This is a genomic window from Sphingomonas sp. JC676 (assembly GCF_014489075.1).
GTDB lineage: Bacteria > Pseudomonadota > Alphaproteobacteria > Sphingomonadales > Sphingomonadaceae > Sphingomonas.
The window spans coordinates 347,054-363,608 of the sequence record NZ_JACTGR010000005.1; the positions used below are offsets into that span (position 1 = coordinate 347,054).

Genomic DNA, 16,555 nt, shown 5'->3' on the forward strand with positions numbered 1-16,555 from the left:
GGTCGCTATTCCCTCAGTCGTCGAGCGGGCCGAAGCCGCCCAGGCCGCGCAGATATTGGGCGCGCACCGTGACGCCACCACCGTTCGCGGGGATGTTTACGCGCGCCTGGCCGACCTTGGGCCGGCTGCGGCCCAGGCGCTGGCTGCTGGTGAAGCCGGCGCCGTCCTGCCAGAAATTGAACTTGTTCTTGCCGTCGCGGTCATGCGTGAAGAGCAAAGCCCATTGGCCCGCGCTGGGGGCACGGATGCACAGCACGACCGGGCCCGATTGCGGCGTCGTCGCCCAGATGCGGCGGAAGGGCTTGCCTTCCTTCTTCAGGTCGCGGTCGTCCCTGAGGAAATCGGTCTCGTTCGCGGGATAGAGCTCGAGCTTCAGGCGGCCGGTGCGGTCCTTCAGACCCTGCACGGTGACGTAGAGCTTCGGCCCAGAGCCGAACGCGCACGATCCGTCGACCGGATCCTGCTGGGCGAGTGCCGGCGTGGCGGGCAGCGCCAGCCCCGCAAGCGCCAATGCCGCAAGAACCTTGAGACTCGTCATGCTCTTTTCCTCGTCAGCAAAGCGTGGATGCTGAAGCCCGCGATCAGCGCGACGTGCACGCACAAAGTGAGCGCGGCGATCAGCGCCATGAGTTCGGAAAGCGCCTGGCCCTGGCCGATCACGAGGATCGCGAAATTGGCGAACAGCAGCTCCTTGTTCGGCACCAGCGGCAGGCGCCAGGCAAGCAGGCGCGCCGCGGAGAGCACCAGCCAGATGCCTACCGAAATCTGGGGCATCGCGAGATGCCAGGCGATCGCGATCATCACCGATCCGAAGACGATGCGGACACAATGGACGCCGAACACCCACCACAACTCGCCGCGGGGCAGCGAGAAGACGCGCTTGGAGAAGATGAGGAACGGCAGCGACATCGCGAAGATCACGCCGATCGAGCCCAGCAGGATGTTGAACTGATCGGGCTTCATCAGATTGATGCCGAGCGGCAGCGCGAGCGCGACGACCATCAGCGTCACCGCGTTGCCGGCGATCGCGGACAGGATCAGCACGTCCTTGACCGCGCCGAATGGTGCCGCGACCATCTGGGTGCGCTGACGCGCCCAGGCGTAGAAATAGGCCTCGCCCGAATAGCCGAACAGCACTTCGTTCGAGATGCGCTTCTTGTGGAGCGCCGCCATGCCTGCGATCGGAATCTGCCAGAGCCGGCGGAAGATGATATAATCGAAGGTCGGGGGGCCGAGATAATAGACCGCGAAGACCAAATAGAAGAGCGGATTGGTCGGTACTGCGCGCGACAGCCCCGCGAGCCCCGACCCGAACAGCTCGCGGCCGAGGCCGATGATCATCAACAGCGTCAACGCGCCGCCCAGAAACACTGGCCAGCGGCGCTTGATCTTCTCGACCGGTTCCAGACCCGCGAGATCGGGCGCAATCGGAATTGCGGCTTCGACAGCGCTGGTATTCACCGAAGCTTCCCGCCCCTTACTATTCACTGTCTTTGGTTCCGCTACCGACACGTTCAACAAATTTCTTTTTGTTTCCGTGTCTTGCCTATTCCACGCTTGCAGGCGCGAGTACGGATTAGGCCGATTGACACCGAAATGCGGTTTATTGCGGGGGCGATTTGGGCTTTAGAAAGGCAATACGCAAGTCCATGCTGCACCGCACACATACCACTGACGCAAGGCATATACTAACATATGCCCAGTCGCTCGACCGCGGCGGGGTAGAACGTGCCCTGCTTAGACTGACCGCGGGTTGGCTGCGCGAGGGATGTCGGGTGACGCTCGTGCTGGCCAGCGGGGAGCGCCTAAAATGCGACGAACTGCCCGAGGGAATCACGCTGGTCGACCTGGGCAGGGACAGCTACGCGACATTGTTCGGGATGGCGCGAGCGGTGCGCGCGGCACAGCCGGACCTGATCTTCTGCCCGGGCAATTATTACAGCGGCGCCGCTGCCATTGCCTGGCTCAGGCTCGGCCGCGCCTGCCCGCCGATCGTGGGCAAGATCTCCAACGCGCTGGTGCGTCCGGACATGAACGCGATGACGGCATGGGCGTATCGCCGCTGGCTGCGGCTGCATCCGCGCTTCCTCGCGCAGCTCGTCGCGATGACTCCGGCGATGGCGGCGGAGGCGATCGCCGAGATGCGGATGCCGGCGGAGCGGATCAGCGTCATCGCCAATCCGCCGACCCTGACAGCACCCGGAGCGGTGGCCACCGCGCTGCCCAGGGGCCGCTATATCGTCGGAGTCGGGCGGCTGGAGCCGCAGAAGCGCTGGGACCGGCTGATCGCGGCGCTTCCGCGGATCGCCGATAGGGAAATCGCGCTCCTGCTGATCGGCGAGGGCAGCGCGCGGGCAGCGCTCGAGGCGCAAGTCAGGGCGCTGGGGCTCGAGCATCGAGTCACCATGCCCGGGTATAGCGACGATCCCCTGCCGGCGATGGCCGGGGCGGCGGTCGCGGTGCTGACATCGGATTATGAAGGCGTACCGGGAGTGCTGCGCGAGGCGCTTTCACAGGGGACGCCGGTAGTCGCGACCGAATCGAGCGTGGCGGTGCGCGAGATCGTGACGGGGCCCGAACTGGGCACGGTGGTGCCGCGCGAGGATGCGGGCGCGCTGGTCGCCGCGCTCGACCATTGGCTTGCGCCCGGACGCGCACGGCCCGAGCCCGTTACCGCCGGCGGCGATCCGATCGCGGAATATCTCGCTTTGTTCGACCGGCTGGTCGCTCAACGCAACCGGTAGCGGAATCCCAGCCAGAGCGTGCGCGGCGTCGCGCGCTCGACCACGCCCGGGCCGCTGATCCCCGCCTCGACCTGTCTGTCGAACAGGTTCACGCCCCGCGCCTCGGCGATCAGGCCGCCGGCGACCGGGACCGCGATGGTGCCGTCGAGGGTGAAGGCGCCCGCCAGCGTCCGCGTGTTCTGATCGTCGTCGAATTGTGGGCCGGCATAGCGCGCGGTGAGCGAGGCCCCTCCGTCACCCCGGCGCCAGGCGACTGTCGCCGAACCCTGGTGTTTCGCTGTCTGCGCCGGGCGGAGGCCGTCGAGCGGGGCGGAGACGCCCGACGCGTCCACGCGCGCATCGATATAGGCATAGGAGGCGGTTACGCTGAGCGGGCCATGGCTCCAGCGGCCATCAAGCTCCACACCCTTGGCCTCGACCGCGTCGAGATTCTGGCGGACGCGGTAGACGCCCGCCGCCGAGACGAAGCCCACCCCCGGGAAGGTGCCGGGGCCATTGGCGATGGTGACATTGGCGATCGCGCCGTCGAGCCGGTTCCAATAGCCCGTGGCGCGCAGCACGACATTCGGCAGCGGACGCAGATCGACGCCGATTTCGCCACCCCACATCCGCTCGGGATCGAGCGCCGCATTGGCGGCGGTGGCGTCGGCACCGACGCGGAAGGGGCGGTAGAGCTCGTTGAGCGTCGGCAGGCGCCAGCCGCGATAGGCGGCGGCGCGCAGGGTGACGCTCCCCAGGTCATAGGCAGCGCCCAGACGGCCGGTGGCTTCAGTACCGCTGCGATCCGGGAAATGGCTGTCGGTGAGCGCGGCGCCGGCGGCGAGCGGCCGCTCGACCAGGCTGCCGTTCGAGATCGTCCAGCGATCGATCCGGCCGCCGGCGTTCAGGGTCAGATCGCCCGATTCGTAGCTGGCATCGGCGAAGCCGCCCAGCGTCAGGCTCTCGCCCCCCGCAACGCGCTGCCGCGTCGGCTGGCCGGCGACGAAGGTGTAGAGTTCCTGGGTGCGGCCCGAGACGCGGCGCACGTCGCTGCCGAGCCGCAGCGTGATGCCGCCGCCGACGGGCGGGGCGATCTCGATCCGGCCGCCGATCCCGGTGGCCGGAACGTTATACTGGTTGAGCGTGGGCGTGACCGTGTCGCGCGCGTCGCTGATGCTGGCGAACCCCGAGGCGAATTGCCGCGTCTGAAGATAGGCGAGCGCCGACCAGCCCCAGTCGCCGCGCTTGACGATCCGGACGCTGGCATCGGCGCCGTCGCTCTTCACCTGGGTGAAATCGACGCCGCGATCGCGGCGGTCGCTGAAGGCGGAGACATTGGTCTGGAGCTCCGCCCCGCCGCCCAGATCGACCACACCGCGCAGCGCGAGGCTCGCCTGCTTGTAGGGTGCCGGGCGATCGACGGGGCCGCGATCCTCCGCGACCGTCGGCGTGAAGCCGTCGCCCCGGCCATATTGCGCGGCGAGCGTGACGAAGCCGCTGCCCAGCGTGGCGGAACCGACCGCAGTCGCGTCCACGCTGTCGCGGCTGCCATAGGCCGCGGCGAGCTGGAGCGGACCGAGATCGGACGGGCTGCCGCTGGTGAGCTCGATCGTGCCGGCAAGCGCGCCGGGGCCAGCATAGCCGCTGCCGGCGCCGCGGATGATGCGCGCCGAAGCGAGGCGCTCGGGCAGATAGGCGGGAAACGGCACCCAGCCGCCGAACGGATCGGTCTGCGGCACGCCGTCGAGCAGCAGCAAGGCGCGGCTGGAGGCGTTGCCGCCAAGGCCCCTCAGCGAAATGCCCTGGCTGGTCGGGTGTGCCGAGCTCGAATCGGAGCGGCGGAACTGGGCGACGCCCGCGGCATCGCGCAGCACGTCTTCCAGCCGATTGCTGGCGGTATCGGCGAGCCGGGCGCGATCGATGGTAACGACGTCGTACGCCGCCTCGCCCGGCGGTGAATCGAGCCCGCGCCCGGTGACGACGATCTCGCCAGGCGCAGACGGCGCATCCTGCGCAAAGGCGGGCGCGGCGAGCAGCAGGCCTGCCGCGCATCCGAGCAATTTCACTTGGGCGCGACTCGATCGGGATGCGCGGCGGCGAAGGCGGGGATCTCGGCGGCGGCGCATTCGGCGCGGCGGAGCTTGGGATAGGGCATCAGCGGCACGTCGAATCGGCGGGCGTTGAAGAATTGCGGGACCAGGAACACGTCCGAGATGTCCGGCGCGTCGCCTCCGAGGAACGGCCCCTCGCCCGCCATCGTCTCGAGCGCCGCGAAGCCGTGCTCGATCCAGTGACGGGTCCAGGCGTTGCGGTGGAACTCGTCGACATGCAGTTCGTGCGCGAGATAGCGCATCACCCGGAGATTGTTGAGCGGATGGATGTCCGCGCCGATCAGCAGCGCGCGGGCGAGCACGGCCGCGCGGGCATCGGCGTCGGCGGGGATCAGCCGGGGCTCGGGATAGCGCGCATCGAGCCAGTCGATGATCGCCAGGCTCTGGGTGATGACCTTGCCGTCCACCTCCAGCGCGGGGACTAGGCCCTGGGGATGGCGCGCGAGATGCTCGGGGCTGCGCTGCTGGTTTTCGAGCAGCATCACGTCGCGCTGCTCATAGGCGATGCCCTTGAGGTTGAGCGCGATCCGCACCCGATAAGAGGCGGACGACCGGAAATAGTCATAGAGCAGCATGGCGCGTCTCCGTTAACTCAAGAAGTCAGATCGCCGCCCGTCGGTTCCGTGAATTCGGTGCGCGGCGCGTGCCTGCCGCCGTGACGGACGCGCCAGCGGAAGGGGCGGTGGTCGCTTGCGTCGTCGGCCTTGGCCGCGCGCTCGGCTTCGCTTTCCAGCGCCACCTTGATCATCGCGACGATCGGATCGGCGAGCGCGAGCCCCAGCACACCGAACAAAGTGCTCGCCAGGATCTGCGACGAGAGGGTGAGCGCGGGGGGCATGTCTACGGTGCGCCGCGCGACCATCGGGATGACGACATAGCCATCGAAATTCTGGACGCCGAAATAGATGATGATCGCCCAGATGCCGGTTTCCTGGCCGGCGCTGAAGCCGACGGTCACCATCATCACGCCCGATATGAATGCGCCGATATTGGGGATGAAGGCGAGCACGCCGGTGATGATGCCGAGCAGCAGCGCCATCGGCACGCCGGCAAGGCTGAGGAAGAACCAGATCAATATGCCCTCGATCAGCATGCCGAGCAGGCGGCCGGCGAGCAGGCGGCGCATCGTCGTCGCCATCCGGCTGATCGTCAGCGCGAAGCTGTCCCGCGCGTCGGAGGGCACCATCCATTGCAACCCCCGCTCATAAATCCGCGGCTCCAACGCCACGAACAGTCCGAGCACGACGATCATCAACAGGCTGGCGACCCCGCCGATCGCGGAACCCACCGCCGAGGTCAGCCGGCCGACCGAGCCCAGCGCCTGCTGGAGCAGGCCGGTCAGGTCCGAGCGGCCGGGCATCAGCCCGAGATCGGAAATCCAGTGCGCGAGCTTGTTGGCCTGGAATTCCAGCGTCTGGCGCAACAACTCGGCCTGCTGCGCGATCTGGACGCCGGTCATGTAGAAGATGCCGCCGAAGAACGCGATCACCAGCAGCACGACGATGACGATGCGCAAGGTGCGCGGCACCGGCAGGATTCGGCCAAGCAGGCGCGCCCCGCCATCTAGCATAGAGGCGAAGACGAGCCCGCCGAAGATGATCAGCAGCGGCTGAATCAGGAGCACGATCAGCGCGACGCCGATGGCGAGACCGAACCAGACCGATGCGCGCTTGAGTTCGGCGCGGACCAGCGGATCGCGCAATTCGTTGGGTCCCGGCTCCTGGACGACCTGGACGGCATCCGATGCGAGCGGGTCGGCGCTCATTTGGTGTCCCGGCTGGGGTGGAGCGAGGTGCCGGCGCGCCCCGGGCGGAACGAGGCGGGCCAGGTCAGCGGGTTCCAGGTCGCGCTGCCGTCCAAGGAGAAGGTGATGAACTCGGCGCGGCCGCCGATATTCTCCCAGGGCACGGGACCACCCAGCCCGTTCTGGCTGGTCGGGAAGCGGCTGTCGGCGCTGTTGTCGCGATTGTCGCCCATCAGGAAGACATGATCCTTCGGCACCCGGGTCTCGGCGAAATTGTCGCCGGGGCTCCAGCCCAGATCGATCGTATCATAGGAACGGCCATTGGGCAGCGTCTCGCGGAAGATCGGCAGGCGACAATGCGCGTTGCCCGCGGCGTCCTTGACCAGGCGGTCGCGGTAGCTGCCATCGTCGCAGCGGCTATTGGCGTCGACGGGCAAGTCGCGGTCGCCCATCGCGCGGCGCGGAATCGCGACGCCGTTCAGATAGACCACGCCGTTGCGGACCGCGACGCGATCGCCAGGCAGGCCGATCACGCGCTTGATATAGTCGGTTTCCGAACCCGGCGGCGTCACGATCACCACGTCGCCGCGCTCGGGCAGCCGGCCGAACAGCCGGCCATGGATGAACGGCAGCAGATGGAAGGTCGGCGTGACGAAGCTGTAGCCATAGGGATATTTGGTCACGACCAGCCGATCGCCCTTGAGCAGCCCCGGCATCATCGATTCGGAGGGGATGTAGAAGGGCTTGGCGACCAGGCTGTGGAAGCCGAGCACCGCCAGCACCAGCCAGAAGATGCCGCGCGCCTCCGCCCACCAGTCGGTGGCTGGGCGCGCCTCGCTTTTCTCTTCCAGTTCGATGGGCTCTTCCGTCAACGCAAACTCGTCCGCGGCCATGGGGTACTCAATCCTTGCCCGTCGCCACCGCCTCGATGATCACCATGGCAAATGCCCAGGGATGATCGTCGGTCAACGTCAGATGTACTTTCGCGACGTGGCCCTCGGGGGTGATGGCGTCAAGCCTGGCCTTGGCCCCGCCGGTGAGCGCCAAAGTGGGCGCGCCGGACGGCGAATTGACGACACCGATGTCCTTGAGGAACACGCCTTGCTTGAAACCGGTTCCGACCGCCTTGGAATAGGCCTCCTTGGCGGCGAAGCGTTTCGCCAGCGTCGCGGCGTAATTGTGCGGGCGGCGGGCGGCCTTTTTCAGTTCGATCTCTGTAAAGGCGCGGTTCTCGAAGCGGGCGCCGAACCGGTCGAGCGAATTCTGGATGCGCTCGATGTTGCAGAGGTCGGATCCGGTGCCGAGGATCATGGCCACAACCAGATGGCGAGTTGGGCCAGCCACGCGACCGGGGCTGCGGCGATAACAAGCGCCCACCCGATGCGCGGCCGCGAGGGTGCGATATACACCCCGCCGAGCACCACGGCGGCGCCGAGTGCAACGGACGGAAGGCTTTCGCTCCGAAACAATTCCCGCGCCCGCTGGGCAAGTTCAGGATCGACCTTGGACAGATAACGAAGGATCGGCAGCACCGCGCAGAGAGCAGCCAGCGACGCAGCCACGACCGCCGCCGCCACGAACCCTCGACCCATCACCGCGCCGAATCCATCAGCGCCCGCATCCGCAGCACCACGGGCACCAGCCCGTCGAAGATCGCCTCGCCGATCAGGAAATGGCCGATGTTGAGCTCCATCAACTGCGGGATCGCGGCGATGGGGACGACATTGTCGAAGGTAAGGCCATGGCCGGCATGCGGCTCGATGCCGTTCTTGACCGCGAGCGCGGCGGCATCGGCGAGGCGCTTCAGCTCCTCGGCCTGGGCGGCACCCTCGAGCTCGGCAAAGCGGCCCGTGTGGAGCTCGACGACCGGCGCGCCGAGACGAATCGCCGCCTCGATCTGGCGCGCGTCGGGCTCGATGAATAGCGAGACCCGGCTGCCATTGTCGCGCAGCCGGGCGACGATCGGTGCGAGATGATCGTGCTGGCCTGCGGCGTCGAGCCCGCCCTCGGTGGTGCGCTCCTCGCGTTTTTCGGGAACGATGCACACCGCGTGCGGGCGATGGCGCAGCGCGATCGCCAGCATCTCCTCGGTCGCCGCCATTTCAAGGTTGAGCGGGATGGTCAGTTCGGCGGAGAGGCGGGCGATGTCGTCATCCGTAATGTGGCGGCGGTCCTCGCGCAGATGCGCGGTGATGCCGTCGGCGCCGGCCTCGGCCGCGAGCAAGGCCGCGCGGACGGGATCGGGATATCCGCTTCCGCGCGCGTTCCGCACGGTCGCGACATGATCGATGTTGAGGCCGAGGCGGAGCTTGCCGGTCACGCTATTGCCCGGCTCCCCGGCTTGGTCGCGGGGATCGCCGCCAGTTCGGGCGGCAATTGATCGGCGGGATAGGCGGGAACGTCGAGTCGCGTCAGCGCGACCAACGGGGTTCCGATATCGGCCTTGCCGTTCGAGCGATCGACGATGCACGCCGCGCCGACCAGTTCGCCGGGATGCTTGCGGATCGCGGCGATGCATTCGCGCGATGAGAGCCCGGTGGTCACGATATCCTCGACCATCACGACGCGCGCGCCGGCAGGTATCTCGAATCCGCGGCGAAGCTGGAACTCGCCGTCCTCGCGCTCAACGAACACCGCCAGGCAGCCGAGTGCTCGCGCAGTCTCATATCCCGGGATGATTCCACCGATCGCAGGCGAGACGACCATGTCGATATGCCCGAACGATTCGCGGATCAGCGCGCCCAGCGCGCCGCACACGCGCGCGGTGCGCACGGGATCCTCGAAGATTCGCATCTTCTGGAGAAATACGGGGGAGCGCAGCCCCGAGGAGAGGATGAAATGCCCCTCCAGCAGCGCGCCGGCGTCTCGAAACTCGTCCAGAATTGCGTCGCCGGTCAAAGCCTGACTCCATATGTGCGGGGACGGGCGCACTCTTAGGGACCGGCACTCGCGACCGCAACCGCGCGCAAAAAGCTTGAGATCGGGCTTGAGCCGCGTATAGGCCGCTGCCATTGGGGTATTTCCACAAAGCCCCGCCTACGGCGCTCTCGCGAACAGGGTGAATATAGACGATGCGCATGCTTGGGTTGACTTCGATTGTCCTGGCCGCGGGGCTTGCCCTCGCCGTGCCCGGGCACGCCCAGAACACCACCGCGCCGGCAGCGCCGGCCCCGACGGCCGCCGCGCCCGCGGGCACACCGGCCGCAGCGCCGGTCGCCGCTGCCGCCAAGCCGGCGGATCCGACGCTGGACGCGGCGGGCAAGCCGCTGACCCATGCCGTTCCCGGCGTCGGCCAGCCGGTCAACGAGGCGATCACGCTGCAACCGCAGGTGACGCCGACCGGCGAGGAGGCGCATCGGTTCCACAACCTGGTGCTGGTGCCGCTCATCACGGTGATCTCGATCTTCGTGCTGGTGCTGCTGCTCTATGTGATCGTCCGCTATCGCCGCGCCGCCAACCCGACGCCGTCGCGCACCAGCCACAATGTCGCGATCGAGATCGCTTGGACGCTGATCCCGGTGCTGATCCTGATCGCGATCGCGGTGCCTTCGATCCGGCTGCTCGCGGCACAGTTCAAGCCCGCCCCCAAGGATGCGATCACGCTGAAGGCGATCGGCAACCAGTGGTTCTGGTCGTACGAATATCCCGATAACGGCGGCATCCAGATCACCGCGAACATGCTCAAGGAAGCCGACCAGGTCGGCAAGGGCGAGCGCTACCGCACCGATGCCGACGGCCCCCGCCTGCTGGCGACCGACGCGCGCGTCGTGCTGCCTTATGGCGTGCCGATCCGCCTGGTCACCACCGCGACCGACGTGATCCACAGCTGGGCGATGCCCGCCTTCTGGATCAAGCTCGACGCGGTTCCGGGCAAGCTCAACGAGACGAGCTTCATCATCGACAAGAAGCCGGGCGTCTATTTCGGCCAGTGCTCCGAGCTTTGCGGCGCGCGCCATGCATACATGCCGATCGCGGTCGAAGTGGTTTCGCCCGAAGTGTTCGCGCAGTGGGTCGCATCGAAGGGCGGTACGATGCCGTCCGCGAAGCCGGCCGTCGCTGCACCGGCAGCGGGCAACGAGGCGGCTCCCGCCGCGACAACCAACGCCGCCGAGCCGGCAGCCACCAACGAGGCCGCGGCGGACAACGCCGCCGCCGGCAACACGACGGGCAATTGAGATGACCGATACCGCCATCCCGTACGCCGCGCATGCCGATCATGCGCACGACCATCATGACGCGGACCACAAGCCGGGCTTCTTCGCCCGGTGGTTCATGTCGACGAACCACAAGGACATCGGCACGCTGTACCTGATCTTCGCGATCTTCGCGGGGATCATCGGCGGCGGCATCTCCGGCCTGATGCGGGCCGAGCTGATGGAGCCGGGCATCCAGTATCTGCCATACTGGGTGGCCAAGCTGCACGGCCCGTCGAGCTTCGACGAGGCGATGCACTTCTGGAACGTTCTCGTTACCGCGCACGGCCTGATCATGGTGTTCTTCATGGTCATGCCGGCGATGATCGGCGGCTTCGGCAACTGGTTCGTCCCGATCATGATCGGCGCGCCGGACATGGCGTTCCCGCGGATGAACAACATCTCGTTCTGGCTGCTGATCCCGGCCTTCCTGCTGCTTCTCGCCTCGCCCTTTGTCGGCGTCGGCGCGGGCACGGGCTGGACGGTCTATGCTCCGCTCTCGACCTATGGCGAGCCCGGGCCCTCGGTGGACATGGCGATCCTGTCGCTCCACCTCGCGGGCGCCAGCTCGATCCTGGGCGCGATCAACTTCATCACCACCATCTTCAACATGCGCGCACCGGGCATGACCCTGCACAAGATGCCGCTGTTCGTGTGGTCGGTGCTGATCACCGCCTTCCTGCTGCTGCTGGCGCTGCCGGTGCTGGCCGCTGCGATCACCATGCTGCTGACCGACCGCAACTTCGGCACGGCCTTCTATGATCCGCAGTACGGCGGCGATCCTATCCTGTACCAGCACCTGTTCTGGTTCTTCGGCCATCCCGAGGTGTACATCATGATCCTGCCGGGCTTCGGCATGGTCAGCCACATCGTCGCGACCTTCAGCCGCAAGCCGGTGTTCGGCTATCTCGGCATGGCATACGCCATGGTCGCGATCGGCCTGGTCGGCTTCGTGGTGTGGGCGCACCACATGTTCACCACCGGCCTGAGCGTGAACGTGAAGATGTACTTCACCGCCGCGACCATGGTCATCGCGGTGCCGACCGGCGTGAAGATCTTCTCCTGGATCGCCACGATGTGGGGCGGCTCGATCACCTTCAAGACCCCGATGCTGTGGGCGATCGGCTTCATCTTCATGTTCACCGTCGGCGGCGTGACCGGCGTGGTGCTCGCGAACGGTGGCGTCGACGATTACATGCAGGACACGTACTACGTGGTGGCGCACTTCCACTACGTGCTGTCGCTCGGCGCGGTGTTCTCGCTGTTCGCCGGCTTCTATTACTGGTTCCCGAAAATGTCGGGCCGGATGTACAACGAGCTGCTCGGCCAGATCCATTTCTGGGTGTTCTTCATCGGCGTGAACGTGATGTTCTTCCCGATGCACTTCCTGGGCCTGCAGGGCATGCCGCGGCGCTATCCGGACTATCCCGACGCCTTTGCCTATTGGAACCACATCGCCACGATCGGCTATATGATCATGGCAGCCAGCATGGCGGTGTTCTTCATCAACCTCATCTGGTCGCTGGTCGCGGGCCGCAAGGCCGAGGGCAATCCCTGGGGCGAAGGCGCGACGACGCTCGAATGGACGCTGTCGAGCCCGCCGCCGTTCCACCAGTTCGAGACGCTGCCGGTGATCGACAGCGATTCGCACCACTGAGATCCGGCCCAGCTGGAAAACAAAACGCCTCGGGGAGACCCGGGGCGTTTTCTTTTGTGGAGCCCTTGCGCGCGATGCCCCCGACGGCGCACTTGGATCGTTGAGCGGGTTCAAGTTCGAATTCACCGATCAAGGGGCGACAATGTACAAATGGCCATATGAGGGCTGGACTAGCGCCAGCATGGATGCTTGGGCGCTGAGCATCGAGGCCTCCACCGTGATCGGGCTGCGCGTCGCCAAGATGGCCGCCGGCGGACCCGGCGCCAGCGGCGAAGCCTATCTGATGGTGTCGGAGAAGATGCAGTCTGTGTTCGAGCTGCAATCGGCAATGATGAGCGGACGGCTGGGCGCCAGCCCGCTGACGGGCACGCGCAAGGTGCTCAAGCATTATCGCCGCAAGGTGAAGGCGAACCGCAAGCGGCTGGGCTGACGGGCCGCTGCCCCTGAAATTCGGCGCATCTCCTTCTACGGATGATGCGATCGCATCGCACCCTTTTCCCGCCACGGACTCGGGCCTATAGCGCCCGCAATCATGTCGACCGCGTCTGCCCTTTCCCCCGCCCTTCCCGCCGACTGGCGCGACTTTCTTGCGCTGACCAAGCCGCGGGTGATGACGCTCGTCGTGTTCACCGGGCTGTGCGGGATGCTGGCGGCGCCGGTGCCGATCCATCCCGTGCTGGGCTTCACCGCGATCCTGTGCATCGCGCTCGGCGCAGGCGCGGCGGGGGCGCTCAACCAATGGTATGAGTCGGACCTCGACGCCAAGATGAAGCGGACGCAGCGGCGGCCGCTGCCCGCCGGGCGGATGGACCGCCAGTCGGCGCTGCATTTCGGCGTGGGTCTCGCGGTCTTCAGCCTCGTGCTGATGTATTTCGCGATCAACCTGACGGCGACGGTCATCCTCGCCGTCTCGATCCTGTTCTACGTCTTCATCTACACGATCTGGCTCAAGCGCCGCACGCCGCAGAATATCGTCATCGGTGGCACGGCCGGCGCCTTCCCGCCGCTGATCGGCTGGGCGGCGGCGACGGGCAACGTCGCGACGCTGCCGATCCTGCTGTTCCTGCTGATCTTCCTGTGGACGCCGCCGCATTTCTGGGCGCTCGCGCTGTTCGTGAAGACCGATTACGCCAATGCCGGCGTGCCAATGCTGCCGGTCGTCTCGGGCGAGCGCACGACGCGGCACCAGATCGGGCTCTATTCGATCCCTATGGCCGCCGCGGCGATCGCGCCCTGGCCGCTGGGGCTGACCGGCGCGGTCTATGGCGGGGTTGCGGGCGTCACGACGGCGATCTTCCTGGCGCTGGCGACCCGGGTCGCGCTGCGCACGACGCAGCCCGACGACAAGATGGCGCCCGAGAAGACGCTGTTCAAATATTCGATTCTCTATCTCTTCGTGATGTTCGGCGCGCTCGTCGTCGACAGGTGGGTATTATGACCGATCAGAATGATATTTCCGCGCCGTCCGTCGACGCGATCCGCGCCCGCCAGCGTTCGCGCGCACGGATCATGGCAGTGCTGCTCGGCGTGTTCGTCGTGCTCGTCTTCGCGATCTCGATCGTGAAGATCCAGATCGCCCATCACGGATGATCAACCGCAACCTGCGCGTGGCGATCCTCGCGGGGATCGGAGTCTGCTCGATGGGCGGACTCGGCTTCGCCGCGGTGCCGCTCTACCGCATGTTCTGCGAGGCGACAGGCCTGAACGGCACCACCCAGCGCGGGCTCCAGGCGCCTGGGGCGGTGGGCAACCGCAAGGTTGTCGTGGCGTTCGACACCAATGTCGGCAAGGGCATCCCCTGGAAATTCCAGCCCGAGCGTCGCAGCGACACGATCGACATCGGCGGGCGCGACATGGCCTTCTTCACGGCCACCAACACCTCGGACCATGAGACCAGCGGCACTGCGACCTTCAACGTGACTCCGGTGTTCATCGGCAAGTATTTCACCAAGATCCAGTGCTTCTGCTTCACCCAGCAGACGCTGAAGCCCGGCGAGACGGTGCGCATGCCGGTGATCTTCTATGTCGATCCCAAGATCCTCGACGATCCGGACGCGAAGGACGTGCAGGAAATCACCCTGTCCTACACCTTCTACCCCAGCGAATCGCCGCAGGTGAAGCAGGCGGCGGCAGCCGCGGCGCAGAAGGCGCACTGAACCCGCCTGCATGTGCACGAGGATTGTTGCGGGAAGCGGATTCGGGCCCTAAAGCAGCCCGCAAAACACCAAACAGGGACCGACCATGGCCGGAGCCAAAAACCACCAATACCACATCCTGCCGCCGAGCATCTGGCCGTTGTTCGGCGCGTTCGCGGCGCTCGTGCTCGCCTCGGGCGGCATCATGTGGATGCACAAGGCACCCAGCGCCAGCCTCGTGTTCTTCACCGGCGTGACGCTAGTGGCGATCACGATGTTCGGCTGGTGGTCGAAGGTGATCCAGGAGGCGCATGCCGGCGATCACACGCCGATCGTCCAGCTCCATTTGCGCTACGGCATGATCCTGTTCATCGCCTCCGAAGTGATGTTCTTCGTCGGCTGGTTCTGGGCCTGGTTCGATTTCTCGCTCTTCCCCTCGACGGTCGAGGCGGTCGGCGGCGTCTGGCCGCCCAAGGGCATGGAAGTGCTCAACGCCTGGCAGTTCCCGCTGCTCAACACGCTGATCCTGCTCTGCTCGGGCTGCACCGTGACCTGGGCGCACCACGCGCTGATCCACGGTGACCGCAAGGGCCTGATCCAGGGCCTGTGGATCACGATCATCCTGGGCATCTCGTTCAGCTGCTTCCAGGCCTATGAGTATATGGAGGCTCCCTTCCCCTTCAAGGCGGCGAGCGAGGGCGGCAGCAGCTATGGCGGCGCCTTCTTCATGGCAACGGGCTTCCACGGCTTCCACGTCATCGTCGGCACGATCTTCCTGATCGTGAACCTAGTCCGCGCCTATCGTGGCGACTTCACCCCAAGGCAGCATTTCGGCTTCGAAGCGGCTGCCTGGTACTGGCACTTCGTCGACGTCGTCTGGCTGTTCCTGTTCGCGTCGATCTATGTCTGGGGTGGCTGGGGCGCTCCCGTCCACGCTTGATGCGTCTGGACGAACAACCGAGCAATCAAATCGGGGGAGGTGGCACCACGCCGCCTCCCCCGATCGATTCCGGGCTGAAAGGCTGTTGTCCGCGCTGCGGCACCCGCACGCTGTTCGCGGGATATATCCGCTTCGCCGACAAGTGCGCGAACTGCGGACTCGATTTCACCCAGTTCAACGTCGGCGATGGCCCGGTCGTGTTCCTGACCCTGGGCATCGGTGCGCTGGTCACGATGATGGCGCTGTGGGTCGAGTTCACCTTCCAGCCTGGGCTGCTCATCCATATACTGCTCTGGGTCCCGATCACCCTCGGCCTTACCGTGGTGATGTTGCGTTTCTCCAAGGGCCTGCTGCTCGCGCTCGAATATCGCCACAAGGCAGCTGAAGGCCGGATCAAGGACGTCTGAATGCCGCGCTTTCCGCTGATTCCGACGATCGTCGTCGGCCTGGCCATCGCGGCGATGATCGCACTGGGCGTGTGGCAGCTCGACCGCCGCGCCGAGAAGCAGGCGGCGCTCGCCCAATATGCCGCGAACATGGGCAAGCCGGTGATGGCGTTTCCGCGGCTCGCAGTCGGCGACGCATATCTGTTCCGCCGCGCGACGGCCTTCTGCCTCGAGCCGGTCGGCTGGCAGAGCCAGGGCGGACGGAGCATCAAGGGCACCAACGGCTTCCGGCAGATCGCCCAGTGCCGCACCGGCGTGGAGGGACCCGCATTGCTCGTCGATGTGGGCGTGGCGCCCGATCCGAAGGTCAAGCCGGTCTGGAAGGGCGGGCCGGTGACCGGCACGATCACGCATGCGCCCGATCATCGGCCGATCTTCCTGTCGATGTTCGGCGAGCACCCCAAGTCGCTGATGCTGATCGCCGACCAGGCCGCGCCCGGGCTGGAGCCCACCGCACGGCCCGAGCTTTCGAGCGTGCCCAACAACCATCTCGCTTATGCGGTGCAATGGTTCCTGTTCGCGACCGTCGCGGCGATCATCTATGTGCTGGCGCTCAGGCTGCGACAGCGCAAGACGGCCTAAAGATCGGCTTTCTTGCCCCCCACC

The 16,555-nt window shown here is 66.4% G+C and carries 20 protein-coding genes; 10 read left to right on the forward strand and 10 right to left on the reverse strand.

What is annotated here, in order from left to right; genetic code table 11:
• Nucleotides 1-13: 13 nt before the first annotated feature.
• The gene (locus IAG41_RS17860; RefSeq protein ID WP_187730003.1) at nt 14-538 is read right to left on the reverse strand and encodes a DUF2141 domain-containing protein; all 525 of its coding nucleotides are present in this window, start codon (nt 536-538) and stop codon (nt 14-16) included.
• Nucleotides 535-1,461, reverse strand: a complete 927-nt coding sequence (locus tag IAG41_RS17865; protein ID WP_187730004.1) for a hypothetical protein — start codon at nt 1,459-1,461, stop codon at nt 535-537. Before IAG41_RS17865 ends, IAG41_RS17860 begins: the two co-directional genes overlap by 4 nt.
• Nucleotides 1,462-1,649: 188 nt before the next feature.
• Here IAG41_RS17865 and IAG41_RS17870 point away from each other — a divergent pair, with 188 nt between their 5' ends.
• Nucleotides 1,650-2,744, forward strand: a complete 1,095-nt coding sequence (locus tag IAG41_RS17870) for a glycosyltransferase (RefSeq protein WP_187730005.1) — start codon at nt 1,650-1,652, stop codon at nt 2,742-2,744.
• Here IAG41_RS17870 and IAG41_RS17875 read toward each other — a convergent pair.
• From IAG41_RS17875 to pyrE, 8 genes are read right to left on the reverse strand one after another with little or no spacing between them, the layout of a single operon-like run.
• Nucleotides 2,729-4,789 carry a TonB-dependent receptor gene (locus tag IAG41_RS17875; protein ID WP_410468094.1) on the reverse strand — a complete coding sequence of 687 codons (2,061 nt, stop codon included), beginning with the start codon at nt 4,787-4,789 and terminating at the stop codon, nt 2,729-2,731. The two genes, IAG41_RS17870 and IAG41_RS17875, sit on opposite strands and share 16 nt — an antisense overlap.
• A complete protein-coding gene (gene maiA, locus IAG41_RS17880; protein ID WP_187730007.1) occupies nt 4,786-5,409 on the reverse strand; it encodes a maleylacetoacetate isomerase in 624 nt (207 codons plus the stop codon). Before maiA ends, IAG41_RS17875 begins: the two co-directional genes overlap by 4 nt.
• A 17-nt stretch (nt 5,410-5,426) precedes the next feature.
• Nucleotides 5,427-6,599, reverse strand: coding sequence for an AI-2E family transporter (locus tag IAG41_RS17885; protein ID WP_187730008.1), 1,173 nt, complete (start codon nt 6,597-6,599; stop codon nt 5,427-5,429).
• The gene (lepB, locus tag IAG41_RS17890) at nt 6,596-7,471 is read right to left on the reverse strand and encodes a signal peptidase I (protein WP_187730009.1); all 876 of its coding nucleotides are present in this window, start codon (nt 7,469-7,471) and stop codon (nt 6,596-6,598) included. Before lepB ends, IAG41_RS17885 begins: the two co-directional genes overlap by 4 nt.
• Before the next feature lie 7 nt (nt 7,472-7,478).
• On the reverse strand, nt 7,479-7,889 hold the full coding sequence (gene acpS, locus IAG41_RS17895; RefSeq protein ID WP_187730010.1) for a holo-ACP synthase: 411 nt from the start codon (nt 7,887-7,889) through the stop codon (nt 7,479-7,481).
• Nucleotides 7,886-8,155 carry a hypothetical protein gene (locus tag IAG41_RS17900; RefSeq protein ID WP_187730011.1) on the reverse strand — a complete coding sequence of 90 codons (270 nt, stop codon included), beginning with the start codon at nt 8,153-8,155 and terminating at the stop codon, nt 7,886-7,888. Before IAG41_RS17900 ends, acpS begins: the two co-directional genes overlap by 4 nt.
• Before the next feature lie 14 nt (nt 8,156-8,169).
• Complete coding sequence (locus IAG41_RS17905; RefSeq protein WP_187730012.1) at nt 8,170-8,898, reverse strand: pyridoxine 5'-phosphate synthase; 729 nt, start codon at nt 8,896-8,898, stop codon at nt 8,170-8,172.
• Nucleotides 8,895-9,476 carry an orotate phosphoribosyltransferase gene (gene pyrE / locus IAG41_RS17910; protein ID WP_187730013.1) on the reverse strand — a complete coding sequence of 194 codons (582 nt, stop codon included), beginning with the start codon at nt 9,474-9,476 and terminating at the stop codon, nt 8,895-8,897. The genes IAG41_RS17905 and pyrE overlap by 4 nt, the downstream gene beginning before the upstream one ends.
• 173 nt (nt 9,477-9,649) lie before the next feature.
• On the opposite strand from pyrE, the gene coxB reads away from it, so the two are divergent.
• The 9 genes from coxB to IAG41_RS17955 all read left to right on the forward strand — a co-directional run bounded on the left by coxB (nt 9,650) and on the right by IAG41_RS17955 (nt 16,531).
• Complete coding sequence (coxB, locus tag IAG41_RS17915; protein WP_187730014.1) at nt 9,650-10,753, forward strand: cytochrome c oxidase subunit II; 1,104 nt, start codon at nt 9,650-9,652, stop codon at nt 10,751-10,753.
• Nucleotide 10,754: 1 nt separating this feature from the next.
• A complete protein-coding gene (ctaD, locus tag IAG41_RS17920) occupies nt 10,755-12,428 on the forward strand; it encodes a cytochrome c oxidase subunit I (protein WP_187730015.1) in 1,674 nt (557 codons plus the stop codon).
• Between the two features lie 142 nt (nt 12,429-12,570).
• Nucleotides 12,571-12,858 (forward strand): hypothetical protein, encoded by a 288-nt coding sequence (locus tag IAG41_RS17925; protein WP_187730016.1) that lies wholly within the window; start codon nt 12,571-12,573, stop codon nt 12,856-12,858.
• 102 nt (nt 12,859-12,960) lie between these two features.
• Nucleotides 12,961-13,866, forward strand: a complete 906-nt coding sequence (locus IAG41_RS17930; protein WP_187730017.1) for a heme o synthase — start codon at nt 12,961-12,963, stop codon at nt 13,864-13,866.
• On the forward strand, nt 13,863-14,018 hold the full coding sequence (locus IAG41_RS17935; protein ID WP_187730018.1) for a hypothetical protein: 156 nt from the start codon (nt 13,863-13,865) through the stop codon (nt 14,016-14,018). Before IAG41_RS17930 ends, IAG41_RS17935 begins: the two co-directional genes overlap by 4 nt.
• Entirely contained in the window at nt 14,015-14,584 is a 570-nt protein-coding gene (locus tag IAG41_RS17940; RefSeq protein WP_187730019.1) for a cytochrome c oxidase assembly protein, read from the forward strand. Before IAG41_RS17935 ends, IAG41_RS17940 begins: the two co-directional genes overlap by 4 nt.
• Nucleotides 14,585-14,669: 85 nt before the next feature.
• Nucleotides 14,670-15,503, forward strand: coding sequence for a cytochrome c oxidase subunit 3 (locus tag IAG41_RS17945; RefSeq protein ID WP_187730020.1), 834 nt, complete (start codon nt 14,670-14,672; stop codon nt 15,501-15,503).
• Complete coding sequence (locus tag IAG41_RS17950; protein WP_187730145.1) at nt 15,503-15,910, forward strand: DUF983 domain-containing protein; 408 nt, start codon at nt 15,503-15,505, stop codon at nt 15,908-15,910. The genes IAG41_RS17945 and IAG41_RS17950 overlap by 1 nt, the downstream gene beginning before the upstream one ends.
• Nucleotides 15,911-16,531 (forward strand): SURF1 family protein, encoded by a 621-nt coding sequence (locus tag IAG41_RS17955; protein WP_187730021.1) that lies wholly within the window; start codon nt 15,911-15,913, stop codon nt 16,529-16,531.
• The last annotated feature ends 24 nt before the right edge of the window (nt 16,532-16,555 follow it).

What these genes read in the sequence shown, in the direction of transcription:
- IAG41_RS17860 (WP_187730003.1), bottom strand. Translation starts at nt 538, where the DNA reads ATGACGAGTCTCAAGGTTCTTGCGGCATTGGCGCTTGCGGGGCTGGCG.
- IAG41_RS17870 (WP_187730005.1), top strand. Translation starts at nt 1,650, where the DNA reads ATGCTGCACCGCACACATACCACTGACGCAAGGCATATACTAACATAT.
- maiA (WP_187730007.1), bottom strand. Translation starts at nt 5,409, where the DNA reads ATGCTGCTCTATGACTATTTCCGGTCGTCCGCCTCTTATCGGGTGCGG.
- IAG41_RS17885 (WP_187730008.1), bottom strand. Translation starts at nt 6,599, where the DNA reads ATGAGCGCCGACCCGCTCGCATCGGATGCCGTCCAGGTCGTCCAGGAG.
- lepB (WP_187730009.1), bottom strand. Translation starts at nt 7,471, where the DNA reads ATGGCCGCGGACGAGTTTGCGTTGACGGAAGAGCCCATCGAACTGGAA.
- acpS (WP_187730010.1), bottom strand. Translation starts at nt 7,889, where the DNA reads ATGATCCTCGGCACCGGATCCGACCTCTGCAACATCGAGCGCATCCAG.
- coxB (WP_187730014.1), top strand. Translation starts at nt 9,650, where the DNA reads ATGCGCATGCTTGGGTTGACTTCGATTGTCCTGGCCGCGGGGCTTGCC.
- ctaD (WP_187730015.1), top strand. Translation starts at nt 10,755, where the DNA reads ATGACCGATACCGCCATCCCGTACGCCGCGCATGCCGATCATGCGCAC.
- IAG41_RS17925 (WP_187730016.1), top strand. Translation starts at nt 12,571, where the DNA reads ATGTACAAATGGCCATATGAGGGCTGGACTAGCGCCAGCATGGATGCT.
- IAG41_RS17930 (WP_187730017.1), top strand. Translation starts at nt 12,961, where the DNA reads ATGTCGACCGCGTCTGCCCTTTCCCCCGCCCTTCCCGCCGACTGGCGC.
- IAG41_RS17935 (WP_187730018.1), top strand. Translation starts at nt 13,863, where the DNA reads ATGACCGATCAGAATGATATTTCCGCGCCGTCCGTCGACGCGATCCGC.
- IAG41_RS17940 (WP_187730019.1), top strand. Translation starts at nt 14,015, where the DNA reads ATGATCAACCGCAACCTGCGCGTGGCGATCCTCGCGGGGATCGGAGTC.
- IAG41_RS17945 (WP_187730020.1), top strand. Translation starts at nt 14,670, where the DNA reads ATGGCCGGAGCCAAAAACCACCAATACCACATCCTGCCGCCGAGCATC.
- IAG41_RS17950 (WP_187730145.1), top strand. Translation starts at nt 15,503, where the DNA reads ATGCGTCTGGACGAACAACCGAGCAATCAAATCGGGGGAGGTGGCACC.
- IAG41_RS17955 (WP_187730021.1), top strand. Translation starts at nt 15,911, where the DNA reads ATGCCGCGCTTTCCGCTGATTCCGACGATCGTCGTCGGCCTGGCCATC.